This is a genomic window from Ruegeria sp. CDSB136 (assembly GCF_059610965.1).
Genome location: NZ_JBXWOP010000023.1, coordinates 15,678 through 28,012 on the forward strand (window position 1 = coordinate 15,678; position 12,335 = coordinate 28,012).

General features: G+C 56.1%; 8 protein-coding genes. All 8 read right to left on the bottom strand.

Going from position 1 to position 12,335, the window contains the following annotated elements; all coding sequences use genetic code 11:
• Positions 1–52: 52 nt before the first annotated feature.
• Positions 53–3,145, bottom strand: coding sequence for an efflux RND transporter permease subunit (locus AC2FIR_RS20755; protein WP_170817377.1), 3,093 nt, complete (start codon positions 3,143–3,145; stop codon positions 53–55).
• Positions 3,145–4,242 (bottom strand): efflux RND transporter periplasmic adaptor subunit, encoded by a 1,098-nt coding sequence (locus AC2FIR_RS20760; RefSeq protein WP_170617212.1) that lies wholly within the window; start codon positions 4,240–4,242, stop codon positions 3,145–3,147. The genes AC2FIR_RS20755 and AC2FIR_RS20760 overlap by 1 nt, the downstream gene beginning before the upstream one ends.
• Positions 4,243–4,826: 584 nt before the next feature.
• Positions 4,827–6,242, bottom strand: coding sequence for an FAD-binding oxidoreductase (locus AC2FIR_RS20765; RefSeq protein WP_496763014.1), 1,416 nt, complete (start codon positions 6,240–6,242; stop codon positions 4,827–4,829).
• Positions 6,243–6,351: 109 nt separating this feature from the next.
• On the bottom strand, positions 6,352–6,609 hold the full coding sequence (locus AC2FIR_RS20770; RefSeq protein ID WP_170617216.1) for a DUF4242 domain-containing protein: 258 nt from the start codon (positions 6,607–6,609) through the stop codon (positions 6,352–6,354).
• Between the two features lie 26 nt (positions 6,610–6,635).
• The gene (locus AC2FIR_RS20775) at positions 6,636–10,235 is read right to left on the bottom strand and encodes an adenylate/guanylate cyclase domain-containing protein (RefSeq protein ID WP_496716835.1); all 3,600 of its coding nucleotides are present in this window, start codon (positions 10,233–10,235) and stop codon (positions 6,636–6,638) included.
• A gap of 133 nt (positions 10,236–10,368) precedes the next feature.
• A complete protein-coding gene (locus AC2FIR_RS20780) occupies positions 10,369–11,430 on the bottom strand; it encodes a YeeE/YedE family protein (protein ID WP_170619808.1) in 1,062 nt (353 codons plus the stop codon).
• Positions 11,431–11,473: 43 nt separating this feature from the next.
• Positions 11,474–11,782, bottom strand: coding sequence for a metalloregulator ArsR/SmtB family transcription factor (locus AC2FIR_RS20785; RefSeq protein WP_170617300.1), 309 nt, complete (start codon positions 11,780–11,782; stop codon positions 11,474–11,476).
• A 100-nt stretch (positions 11,783–11,882) separates the two neighbouring features.
• Positions 11,883–12,257 (bottom strand): thioredoxin domain-containing protein, encoded by a 375-nt coding sequence (locus AC2FIR_RS20790; protein WP_170617222.1) that lies wholly within the window; start codon positions 12,255–12,257, stop codon positions 11,883–11,885.
• Positions 12,258–12,335 lie beyond the last annotated feature (78 nt).

Genomic DNA, 12,335 nt, shown 5'->3' on the forward strand with positions numbered 1-12,335 from the left:
CCATCTATCTCACTCGGAAAAAACTGATCCGACCGTGGTTCGAAAGGCCATGTTAAACGGCCTGTGGTGATTGTCGGATACCATTCAGCGTGGCGAACAAAACCGGGACGAGGATCATTGTGAGCATCGTGCCCACCGTCAATCCGCCCATGATCGTGACAGCAAGACCCACCCAAAACACGTCCGGCAGCAGTGGTATGACACCCAGAACCGTGGTTGCCGCGGCCAATACGACGGGGCGCAGTCTTGAGGCGCCGGCATTCAAAACGGCGTCGTATCCCGGTTGACCTTCAGCCAAGTTGTCGTTGATCTGATCGATCAGAACAATCGCATTCTTGATCATCATGCCAGCCAGGCTCATGCCGCCGAGCAACGCCACAAACCCGAAGGGTGTGTTCGTGAGAAGCAAGCTGGGGACGATGCCTATCAGCACAAAAGGCACGGTCAGAAAAATGACCAGCGGTCTGCGATACGAGTTGAACAGGCCAACAACGATAAGAGCCATGATCGAAAACGCGGGTATCATTCCGGGGATCAGGGACGCCTGAGCAGATACCGTGTCCTCGTACTCTCCGCCCCACTCCATGCTGTAGCCTTGCGGCAAGTCGGCCTCCAACGCGTCAAAATCGGCGATAACTGCGGCGCGATAGCTTGGCAGGGTAACGCTGTCGATGGGGTTGGCCTGAACGGTGAGAACTCGGCGCCGGTCGCGGCGATTGATCGTTGGGTCTTCCGGCTGGATATTCACGCCGCGCACGACCTGGGCCAACGGGACCGGTTCCACTGAAAACGGAGACTGCAGTTGCAGAAGTTCAAAGTTGTCCACGGCGGCCACATCTTCCGCGCCGGGCCGGACGATGATCGGCAGCAACTCATCGCCCTCGCGGTAGAGGCCAACCGAACGGCCGTCAAACGCGCGTTTCGTCGTGTTGCCAAGGTCTTCATACGTGATGCCCGTCCATCGTGCCCGGTCCTGGTCATAGTCAGGCACGGTCTTCAGGACCCTGTTGCGCCAATCGGTGCGCGCCACCTTCGTCCATTGATGCTGATCCAATATCGCAACAGCCCGGTCGCCAATTTCGCGCAGGGTTTCGGGATCGGCATCTGCCGGGCCGATGATACGGTTTTCAAACGCCCAGGTATTGCTGGGGCCCACACCAAACTGGCGCGTGAACGAGGTTGCCTCGGGCATATTCTCGGACATCCACAGCGAAATGGCTTTGGTCATCTCGGGAATGTCCCGGTAATCCTGGACGTTCACGATGACTTGCGCGTAGGACGGATTGGTCCCTTCGGGATCGACGGGCAAGTAGAAACGCGGCGGGCCTGCCCCGATAAAACTTGCGATACCAGTCACGCGGTCATCCATTTCCACCTGCTCTTCGATGCGTTTGATGGCTTCTGACACGGCTTCAATCCGCGTTCCCTCGGGCGCGTAATAATCGATCATGTACTTGGTCATCGAAGAGGTTGGGAAAAACAGTTGTGTGACCGAACCAAAGCCCACGCCTGCGACAACCAAAGCACCCAGGGCTACACCGATCGTCAGGTAGCGAACCCGGATCGCGGCGGCCAGAAAACGGCGGTAAACGGCGTAGAGACCGGTGTCAAAAGTCTCGCTGGCTCCGCCCTTTGGCTCGGGCAGCATGGCAACACACTGCAGTGGCGTGACCGTCATGGACAACAGCCAACTGACCAGCAGCGCAATCCCGACAACCGAGAAAAGTGTTCGGCAGTACTCTCCCGCGCTCTCGACAGATGCAAAGATCGGGTAGAAGGCCATCACGGCGACGAACGTGGCCCCAAGCAGGGACATGGCGGGGCGCGTTGCGGCGTCGATTGCGGCTTTCGCGCGATCCATGCCTTGCGACATCCGAACCATTGCGCCATCCGCCACGACGATTGAGTTGTCGACCATCATGCCCAGCGCAATGATCAGCGCGCCCAAGGACATGCGCTGAAGATCTATGCCCAGCATCGCCAGCGGAATGAAGGTGGCGAGTATCGTCAAGATCAACCCGCTGCCGATGATGATGCCCATCCGAACACCCATCGCCAAGGTCAAAACGACCAAGACAATCGCGACGGCCTGTCCGAGGCTGATCAGGAAACTACTGACTGCCAGATTCACGTCGTCGGACTGCCAATGAACCCGCTCAACCTCGATGCCCACAGGCAGGGCCGCGATCAGTTCAGACACTCTCGCATCTACAGCTTCTCCCACGCTGACGACGTTGACACCTGACTGGAAGGATATCGCCAATCCAATGGACGGAAGACCGTTATAGCGCATCATGGTGGTCGGTGGATCAGCGTAACCTTCCTTGACCTCGACAACTTCACCCAGCCGGAGCAGTTCCGGGCCCCGACGTTGGCCGCTTTGAACCTGATCCAGACCGCTTGGCCGCACCACCAGATCTGCAATGTCCGTCGGGCTGGTGAATGTACCGCTTGGCGCAATCCGCATGCGGTAGTCGCCAATGTTCACCCGCCCCGCATCCACAATCGCGTTCTGCGTCTGCAAGGTGCTGAGAATGGTCTGAGCCGATACGCCCAGCGCAGCCAAAGTTTCTTCCCGTGTTTCCAGATAGATGACCCTGTCGCGCTCTCCCCACAGATCGACGCGTCCGACACCGTCGATCAATGAGAGTTCTCGCTTGAAGTCTTCGGCAAACCGGTCGAGTTCCTGGGCGGCAAACCCATCAGATGTCATGGCCAGCAGAAGCCCGAAGACATCACCGAAATCGTCGTTGATAGCAGGACGGCCTGCGCCAGGGGGCAGGTCTGTTTCCACGTCCCTGACTTTGCGGCGCAGCGTGTCCCAGATCTGGGGAAGTTCATCGGACCAGTAATTCGGACGGATCTCGACCTTGATGGTCGAAATGCCGGCCCGGCTTTCGCTCGAGATGTAGTCGATTTCCTTGATCTCTTGAAGCTTGAGTTCAATCCGTTCGGTGACCTCCTGCTCAACTTCTTCAGGGCTGGCACCGGGATAGGGGGTGGTTACAACTGCGGTCTTGATGGTGAATTCGGGGTCTTCCAACTGGCCAAGACTGAAGAACGCCGAAATGCCGCCCAACGTAAGCATGACGACCGTAAACCAAACAAACTTGGCGTTGCGGACTGCGAATGCGGCAAGGCCCATTATTCCGGATCCTCAGAAAGCAGCGACACCTTCTGGCCCTCTCGCAAAGAGTTCGCGCCGGCCGTAACGACCACGTCGCCGAACTCCAGTCCTTCGCTGACGGCGACCCCTTGCGACCGGGGTGTGCCAAGCGCAACCTTCCGTGCGGTCACGGTTTCCGAGGCTGCGTCAAACACCCAGACATGAGGGGCGGTTTCCCCTTCGGGCACAAAAACCGCGCTGGCAGGAACCGTGATCGCGTCAAATGGCTCGTGCCCTTCCTTTGGCTGACCGCTGACACGCCCTGCCATGCCCGGAAGAACAAGCGAGTCTTCTGGTTGCTCCATAATCAGCGTGACGGGGAAGGTTCGGGTGGTTGCAGAAGCTTCAGAACCAATCTCACTGATCTCGGCAGGCAGGATCACGTCCCCTAAAGCGTCAAAAGTAACGGTTATGTCCTCGATATGCGGGATCAGGGCGATGTATCGTTCGGGGATATCGATCACCACTTCGATGTGCTCCGCATCCAGAATGCGCAGAACCGGGCTTTGTGCCGCGACCTCTTCAAAATCCTCGATGTATTTTGCGACCACACGCCCATCGAATGGCGCAGTCAGGCTTGTATAGGTCAAATCCAAGGTGGCCCTGTCCAGCGCGCCCTGGACAGAATTGATTGCTGCCTGAGCTGATGTTTCACCCGCGACAAACCGATCAAGTGTCGCTTGCGCAGCAACGTCTTTTTCAACCAATGAACGTTGCCGGTCCGTTTGAAGCTTGGCGTTCTCGAACGTCGCCTGCGCGCTCTCAAGTTCTGCTGAAAGCCGATCGACCTCGGCCTGGTATGGGGCCGGGTCCAAGGCTGCGACAACGTCGCCCTTGGCCACCAGGTCGCCAACCTGAACGTCCACTCCGACCACGTTGCCCGGGACGCGAAATGCCAGGGACACCTCGCGCGCGGCTCTGGCTGTTCCAACAAAATACCGGTCATGCAAACTGGACAGATCGGAAATCTCGGTTGCTCTGACGGGACGGACGACCGTTTCGGCTGTTTCCTCTTCCTTCTCCCAGCACCCCGTAAGCGACAGGAGGGCAAACAACCAAACAGAAAATCTCTTCATTTCCCCCTCCCGTGCTGGCCGCTTTTCCTACCGTCGTCTTCGTGAAGGCGGGCCAACTTGAAAATCCAACGCTAAAAGCTGTTGGAATTGTACGCGCTTATGAAACAAAGTCAAAAATCGGAATTTGTCGAGGAAGTATCAAAAAGAAATCTGTACGCATCTATCCAAAACCGAATTGGCGTCGTCGGATATGCTCGTTCAGAGAAAAGCGGATAAGTGTCATCCAAAGGTCTGGACAGCCTGCAATGGCTATTTAGACCCAGTGTGTAGTTTAGCCCCCCGAGAATGAGAGCGGCTGGCGCACTACCTTATTGATCACATGCGCGCTGCTCAGGTCGGGAAACGAGGGCCGGTTATGGTGAAGCTGGCGGAACGCTTCGATCAGCAAGACCGGCAGATATGCAATGCACAGTTCTCTCTTCGCCGCCTCATTCGGTTGATTTCGAAACCGGATTCGTATGGACCCTCAAGACGGCAATCAAGAGCTCCCTGCGGGCTTTTGGCACACCCAAGTGAGCATTTGTGCGGTACCAAATCAGGTTACGGGTCTCTACTCAGCCCGACCTTGCAAGCACGGCATGGCCTCACCCGGGCAAGATGTTGTGATTGATCCTGAACAGATTATTTGGATCATAGTTGCCTTTGATCTTTGTTAGCTTCTCCCCATGCGCGCCGTACGCGCAAGTCATATGATCCGCTTCGTCCTCTGGCATGAAGTTCACATACGCGCTGCCAGTCGAATGTGGTCGCATCTGCTCATAAAGCCTGCGCGCCCATTCAATGCATTCTCCGTCCTTGCTGGGGTCTTCCCAGCGCGTGTGAACGTTCATGATGAAATGTGCCGATCTTTCCGGATACGCTGTCGCGCTGGATTCAACGCGGGCCATTGCGCCACCTAGATGGGCAATGAAGACTTCGCACGCCGGGTCGGGAAGGCTGGAAATTGCCTCCAGCAGACCCGCTATCGCATCCGAGGATAGCGCATCGAAATCATGGCTTTTCCAATAGTTCCGGGCCCCGGGCGTCAACAAGGGGTCAAAGGCGGCTTGCCAGTCCACGAACTTGTGCGGTGATATGACATCGGCAATCGGTTCGCCGAGCGCACGTAAGGGTGACATCGCCTTTTCACCCTCGCCCATCGGTCCACTATAGCAAGCCGCAAAGATCAGCACTTCCCGCCCATGCCATTCCTCCGGCAGGAAAGGCAGAGGCGGTGCTTTGCGCATCACGCTCCAGACGGTCAGTTCATCAGGGGAATTGTCTGCAATGGCCGCAAATTGGGCAAGAAGCTCCGACGCTTTTTCGATCGGATGTACGATCAGGCCTGACAGAACATCGGGTCCGAGGTCGTGCAACTGGAACTCGAAGGAAGTCACGACCCCGAAATTTCCACCCCCACCGCGGATGGCCCAGAAAAGCTCTGGGTGGCTCGTGGAAGAGGCCGTTACAATCGCGCCGTCTGCGGTCACGACTTCTGCCGAAAGCAGGTTGTCGATAGTCATGCCGAATTTCCGGGTGGTCCATCCAAAGCCACCGCCCAAGGTCAGACCTGCGATACCCGTGGTCGAGTTGATGCCAACGGGAACGGCAAGCCCATGAGCCTGAGTTTCGCGATCTACGTCGCCAAGCAGTGCACCTGGCGCAACCCGCGCAATCTTGTTGACCGGATCCACGTGTACAGACCGCATCTGGGACAGATCGAGCATTACGGTCTCGTCTGCGACAGCATGACCTGCAATCTGATGCCCACCGGACCGGACCGACATCATGAGGCCTGCGTCTCTGACAAAGTTCACTGCCTTCTGGACATCACTCGCCCCCATGGCGCGGATTACGAACCCGGGATAACGCTCGAACATACTGTTCCAGGTCGTCCTTGCGTCTTCATATTCCGAAGTTCCCTGCAGGTAGACACCGCCACGAAGCGAGGCATCCAGCGCGTCCAGCGCTTCCTGATCCACAGTTGCTGTGCTTCCGTCGAGTTTTTTCAGGTCATACATGCTTAGGCCTCCCCATTGTCAGGTCAGGCTTCTTGCACGGCTGCCTCATGTACTTATGAAGCCCTTCACGAAGGAGCTACGTTCTTTCAGGTAAAAGACCGGCTGACGGTCAGGCGAATATGCCCGGATCGATCTGATCCACAGGTGTTATGACATCGGCAGGAATGTTCAGGCGCTCGGCCGCCTTTCTGAGGCTCTCCTCATCAGGGGCTTCATACAGGCAGTATGTTTTGCGCTTGTCTGCGCTCAGGAACGAGAAAATCCACTCGACGCCGACCTCGTCATTGATCTGCTTGATGTGGATTTTGTCATCGTCGGTGACGTTCAGTTGCTCGGCGAATTGTCTTTCTATGATGTACCTTGGCATGATGCTCCCCCAAGCATGGTATGGCCTTAACTGGCTGTTCCTTCGAGCTTTGACCTTAAGGAAACCATACTCAATTTCTGCGAAGTTGCCAACGCTTCCCCTTCCAGTTGAAACGCCAACTTCAGATCATCCGTTCGACCCCGGCGCCGCAGCGCGGATGCGTAGGCTGCCTTGCTATGCGCAATCCAGGGCGGGCATTTCATGTGCGTGTCTATTTCGATAGCCTTTTCGAACATCCTTTCGGCAGTATCCCAGTCCTTCAGCAGCGCGGCCAGACTGCCAAGGCGTCTCGCAGCAGCCCCGGTGCAAACTGTGGTTGCCCCAGCGGTGATCGTCAGCTCTTCGTATGGGGCAAGCATGTCAAAGAGGGTCTTGGCATGCTTAAGGTTCTCAACGGCGACGCAAATGTCGGCAAGATAGGACAATGTGGTCGAATACATGGCATCCGGTGGAAGATCGAAGCCATTTTCTGCCATTTCGTTCAAAATGCGTTCGGCTGGTTCTGTATATCCCAACTCTGCCGCGATCAGGCCAAAGCCCGGTTTCCAGGAAATATCATCGGGGCTGTCCGTCATCAGTTTTTTGATCACCGGCGCGACCTCGTGCAGACGGTTCTGTTCGCGGCGGATGGTGAACATCTGAACACCGAAGACGCCCTCAACGTGTTCGCCGTGGGTCTTCCGACCTATCTGCACCGCCTCGGTTGCATGCTTTTCGGCCTGGTCAAAATCGCCGTCCATAATTGCAATCATGGCGCGTGCGTGTTTCTGAACCCAGTAGAGCTGCAGATGGTTTTCCTTTTCCGAGTTCTCCGCCAGCAATTCGAGCGATTTGTCCATCAGGTCTCGGTCGGCCATTTCGGCTCCGACAAACAGGCTGAGTGTCCAATTCCGGCCCTGATCAATACTTCCCAGGTTCTCGGCCACCCGATGCATGGCATCGAGGTTTTCACGCCAATGGCGTGCCTCTCTTCCTTTGCGCGCGACAAACGGCGCGCCAAAATGCATCATCATCACAGAGAACTGGGATTTGTAATCACCCAGTCTCGCGGCCAGTTCCATGGATTGCTGGCCAAAACGCACGCCCTCGGAAAGCTGGCCAGCAAACATGTGCGCGCGCGCAAGTTGGCTCATCAGCCTGCACCGGCGAACTTCGTCATGGTCGGGCAGGTCCTTCAGCGCGTCGTCACAAAGTTCAATTGCCTCGCTGTATTTCTCGCTCGACATCATACACGAATCCGCAAAGTGGTTGGCCGCATCTGCAGCGAGCTCTACGTCACGTATGACACGGGCTGCGTCCGAAGCAGCTTTCAAGACCGCTATACCCTCTGGCAACTGACCCAGGCTGTCATGGCTGCGACCGATCAGTATTTTGCTCTTGATCGTTTCAGCACTGTTCTCAGGTCCGAGATTTTCCGCTGCCTTGAGTGTTTCCCGGGCGTTGACCATCGCCTCTTGACTAGCGGATCGCCCGAGGGCCATTTCAGTCGCAGTGCGCCATTTTTCGAACGCAGCGGGCCATTCTTCGGCCTCTGAAAGATGGCGGGCGACCAATTCGGGTCTGCGTTCAATCTCAGCGGATCGCATCTGCAGCAAAGCGCGCGCCACACCTGAGTGCTGCTGTCTTCGGGTAGAGCTCAACATAGACTGATAGGCAGTGTCACGAATAAGGGCATGTCGGAAAACGAAATGCCCACGATTATGCCCGCTTTCAAAGATCAGGCCGGTACGAGAAAGCTCTTCGAGACGCTTGATGATGTCGGCTTCATCTAGGCTCATTGCGGCACTCAATATGCTCGGCTCAAACTCCCGGCCAATGACGGATCCCGTAAGCGCGACTTGTTTGGCCTCTGGTGAAACCGCATCGAGCCGCGCCATCAACGCACCTTTCAAAGACGACGGTATGTGGATTTGTCCCTGCTCTCCGGCTTCCACGATTGCACGGGTCAGTTCCTCGACGAACAAGGGCACGCCATCCGTCTTCTCAACAATTGCGGCGATCAGCGCATCGTCCGGATCCTGACCGGTAATATTGCGAACCAGATTGAAGACATGAGCTGAATCAAACCGCCTCAGCAAGAGGGTCTGAACGTGCGAGGCTCCATCGTCACGGGCCATTTCCCAGCCCGGTCTGTGCGTTATCAACATCATCAGGGGAAGATCGGTGCAAATCGCTTTGAAACGCTCCAACAGGGCCTGCGTCGAAGGATCGATCCAATGAGCATCCTCAACGCACAGAATAACCGGACGCACGTTTGACCGAACCTGAACCGCGTGGATCAAGGTTTGAATTGTTAGGTCGCGCTGCTCCTGCGGCGTCAAGTCGAGCACTTCTCGAGCGAGCGCGCTACGAGGCGCGACCAAGGCGGCGAAAACAGGCAAGACCTTCTCCCAGTCCAAGCCTTTTCTGCCCTCCAGCATCTTCCTGACATGGTCGAGGATCAGATTGTCATCAAAGTCAGGTTCAACATCCGCGTCCTGGGAAATTCGCTGCGTAACCGGGTGGAAAGGACTGCTGGTCAGATAAGGGGAACAGTTCAGTCTTATCACATCGGCTTCGTCAGTTGCGGCGACTTCTGCAAGGAATTCCTCTGTCAGGCGCGATTTTCCGATTCCGGCCTCGCCCGCCAGAAGGACAACTTCCCCATGACCGCTTTTGGCACGTTGCCACGACTGCAAAAGGATCCCTTTTTCGTAATCCCTGCCAATCATGGCGCTGCCGGCGTCATTTCTGTGTGAAGCGCGAAAACGGCTCTCCGCGCTGCGCTCCGAAACTACTTTCAACAGAGTGCGTGGTTCTCTGAACCCCTTGAGTTCGGTTTGCCCAAGAGATTTGAACTCGAAAATCTGATGCAAGGCTGCTTCGGTTTCTTCAACAGACAAGACGACTGAGTTTGGTTCTGCATATTCCTGCAACCGAGCCGCAAGATTGACGATCGGGCCGGTCATTGCGCCTTCTTCGTAAGTGTTTTCTCCGACCGTGTCGCCGACCACCACATCACCACTCGCAACGCCCAGCCTTACCGACAAACGCTCGCCGTCCGGCGTTTTAAGTTCTTTGACCCGTCGAACAGCCTCAAGACCGGCCTTTACCGCGCGAACAGCGTGATCTTCATAGGCCGTTGGCCAGCCGAAGAACACCAGAAGGCCATCGCCCAGATATTTCGCGACGTAGCCGCCATATCGGCTTACCGCCCCTGCGACGGCATCCTGGTAATTCTGCAACAGACCCCGCATGTCTTCGGGATCCAGGCGATTGGTCAGTTCTGTCGAGCCAACCAGATCAGCAAACACGACTGTTAAATGTCGCCTCTCAGCGGCTGTTTGTGTTGTAGATCTTCTTTTCGATGGACTTCCACTTTCAGCCTCATCAGAAACAAATGCCTCATCCTTCTCATCGACTCGCCCGTCCGCTGACTGGGGTGAAGTGGGCAATTTCTGTTGGCCACTCAGTTCCCGAACCGCAGCGAGAATGATTTTTCGATGACCCAGACTTACCCCAAGCTCCTTGAGGTCGTCGCTTGTCAACAATGGCAGAACGCGCGCATCGATATCGTTTTCCGCAAAAGCATCTGCGTACTGACTCAATCCGAGATCATTTAGCCACTTTTCAATTTCGACCGACATATCTGGATCATGATGAGGTATGAGGCGCTAATCAAGAAAACGCTATCAACACGAACTGATTATTGGCGAAAGAAACTCACCGACGTCAGGGAGGCGGCGGGAAGTTGTTTCCGGTTGGCGTTGAATTAGGAACTCAACGCTCAGTTATGAAAGACAGCCCTGAGACGAGTTGCCTCAAACCAAGGGCTGCCCCGGCGAAGATCGCAGCGAATGTGACGGGCGCGCTGTAGGCAAGAAGTGAGAAGGCAGAGATGCCTTGTCCAACGCTGCATCCAACCGCGATGACCGCGCCCGGGCCCATGATGGCGGCACCCAGCATTTGCCGCTTGAGTTCACGTGGATCCTCGCACGCTTCCCACCGGAAATGGCCCTTGGACCAGGATCCAAGGAACGCTCCGATGAGAACACCTGAGACCGAACCGACAGCAAAGGAAAGCGTGGTGCCGGACGCCGTCATCAGATAGAGTATCGTGTCACCCAGCGGCTTTGCGAATGTATGGGTCTGCACCGTCTCTCCGTCAAAGCCATGAGACGCAACCCGATACGTTCCAAGCCAACCTGAGGCGACCGCCAGTCCTACGGCTGTGCCCCAAAATACCCGCGACGGGGTGCGGCGAAACCGTTCGTTTGCCAGAGCGAAACCCACAGTGGCGGCGCCGACAAGCGTGCCAATCAACCAGGCCGGAACAGAGGTCAAGCGCTCGGCCAGTAAGCTGATGCTCTGCGGCTGGCCGATATCCATTTCCACAGGAAATACCGAAACCCTGAGATACGCCAAAGGGCCCGACATCGCGACGTATGCTGACAGACCAAGGACAGATACGATTACGAATGATCGGAGGTCACCGCCCCCCAGCCTTGCCAATGCGCCGTAGCCACAGTTTCCACTGATGGCCATGCCGTAGCCGAACAGCAACCCCCCCACGATCGAGCCGAGCGGGTTCCACGATTGTGCAAGATATGTCGTTTCGACGGGATCGAGCCAACCCAACGCCATAGCCACGTGGCTACCGACAATGGCCACACCGATTGCCACCGCCCACATTCGCAGCCGCCCATCATCATCCGCGTATAGGTAGTCCTCAATCGCGCCCAACGTGCAGAAACGACCGATACGTGCCGCCAATCCCAACACTATCCCGCCGATCAATCCGATCAGGGCAACGGAATTGGCGTCTCCCAGCAATTCGAACATGGCCAGTCCCCTCCCAAAGCTGGCGGCCTTTCAGACAGGGCCTCTAATTTTCCCTGCAGAAAAGATCGTAAACAACCTCGAGAATCTGTGTCGATCGGTCGTCAGCCAGTCTGTAGTAGATCGTTTTTCCTTCGCGCCGGGTTTTGACCAGACCTTCGAAGCGCAGGCGAGACAGTTGTTGAGAGACCGCAGCCTGCCGAGCCGATAGCATCTCCTCCATCTGGGTGACGGATTTTTCCCCCGAGGACAAATAGCACAGGATCATCAGACGCCCTTCGTGACTGATAGCCTTCAGGAAGTTTGATGCCGTCTGGGCATTTTCCATCATTCGGTCCAGATCTTCCGCACACATGTCCTTCGAGAACACAGGCAGTTTCGATGGTTTGTCCAACAAGAATGCCTCGCTGTCTTGGCTTCACGTATTCAAAACAGTTTATATAATTTGCCGCCAATTAGCCAGAGGTCTCAATCGGTATTCCTGCGTCACGAAGCAAAACACCCAACATGCCCCAGAAAAAGTCCTCGCCCGGGTAGCCTTCAATCCGGCCGACCTCGTGGCCATTGTCCAACAAAACAAAGGTCGGCGTGTAGTAGAGAGGTTTTGTCAGAGAAATACCGTCTGGCAGTGCTGCGTGGATATCGACGCGCTGCAATGGTGCGGTATGTCCTTCGGGCGTTTTCGGGTAGATCTGAGAGATTTCGGAATCCCAACGGGCGCACCATATACACCCATCTTCCTCTGCCATCAGAAGTGTCATTTCGGCCCGCGAAGACACAGGGGAAACAAGCAATGTGATTGCCAGAACAAGCAAGAGTAATTGACGCATCTCAAGCTCCGATTGACCGCAGCATTATATCTTTACTATTTTGAATGTGTGAATGATAGCGTTTTGGGACGGGTTTGA

Coding starts and splice junctions, on each gene's coding strand:
- AC2FIR_RS20755 (WP_170817377.1), bottom strand. CDS start 3,145: ATGGGCCTTGCCGCATTCGCAGTCCGCAACGCCAAGTTTGTTTGGTTT.
- AC2FIR_RS20780 (WP_170619808.1), bottom strand. CDS start 11,430: ATGTTCGAATTGCTGGGAGACGCCAATTCCGTTGCCCTGATCGGATTG.
- AC2FIR_RS20785 (WP_170617300.1), bottom strand. CDS start 11,782: ATGTGTGCGGAAGATCTGGACCGAATGATGGAAAATGCCCAGACGGCA.
- AC2FIR_RS20790 (WP_170617222.1), bottom strand. CDS start 12,257: ATGCGTCAATTACTCTTGCTTGTTCTGGCAATCACATTGCTTGTTTCC.
- AC2FIR_RS20770 (WP_170617216.1), bottom strand. CDS start 6,609: ATGCCAAGGTACATCATAGAAAGACAATTCGCCGAGCAACTGAACGTC.
- AC2FIR_RS20760 (WP_170617212.1), bottom strand. CDS start 4,242: ATGAAGAGATTTTCTGTTTGGTTGTTTGCCCTCCTGTCGCTTACGGGG.
- AC2FIR_RS20775 (WP_496716835.1), bottom strand. CDS start 10,235: ATGTCGGTCGAAATTGAAAAGTGGCTAAATGATCTCGGATTGAGTCAG.
- AC2FIR_RS20765 (WP_496763014.1), bottom strand. CDS start 6,242: ATGTATGACCTGAAAAAACTCGACGGAAGCACAGCAACTGTGGATCAG.